Origin of the sequence: Bacillus cereus group sp. BfR-BA-01408 (genome assembly GCF_022663305.1) — a bacterium.
GTDB classification, from domain to species: domain Bacteria; phylum Bacillota; class Bacilli; order Bacillales; family Bacillaceae_G; genus Bacillus_A; species Bacillus_A pacificus.
Window position 1 is genome coordinate 1 of sequence record NZ_JAKUFF010000365.1, and the last position, 209, is coordinate 209.

The following is a 209-nucleotide window of genomic DNA, read 5'->3' on the forward strand; positions in this document are numbered from 1 at the left end:
ATTCTCTCCTCGCCTACCTGTGTCGGTTTGCGGTACAGGCACCTTTTATCTCGCTAGAAGCTTTTCTTGGCAGCGGGGAATCAAAGACTTCGCTCCATAAGGAGCTTCCCCGTCACAGCTCAGCCTTCACGATAAGCGGATTTGCCTACTTATCAGCCTAACTGCTTGGACGTGCACAACCAATCGCACGCTTCTTCTATCCTTCTGCG

At 51.7% G+C, this 209-nt stretch carries 1 rRNA gene; it reads right to left on the bottom strand.

What is annotated here, in order from left to right:
- Nucleotides 1–209: ribosomal RNA gene (locus MR083_RS28410) — 23S ribosomal RNA — on the bottom strand; the annotation flags it as partial.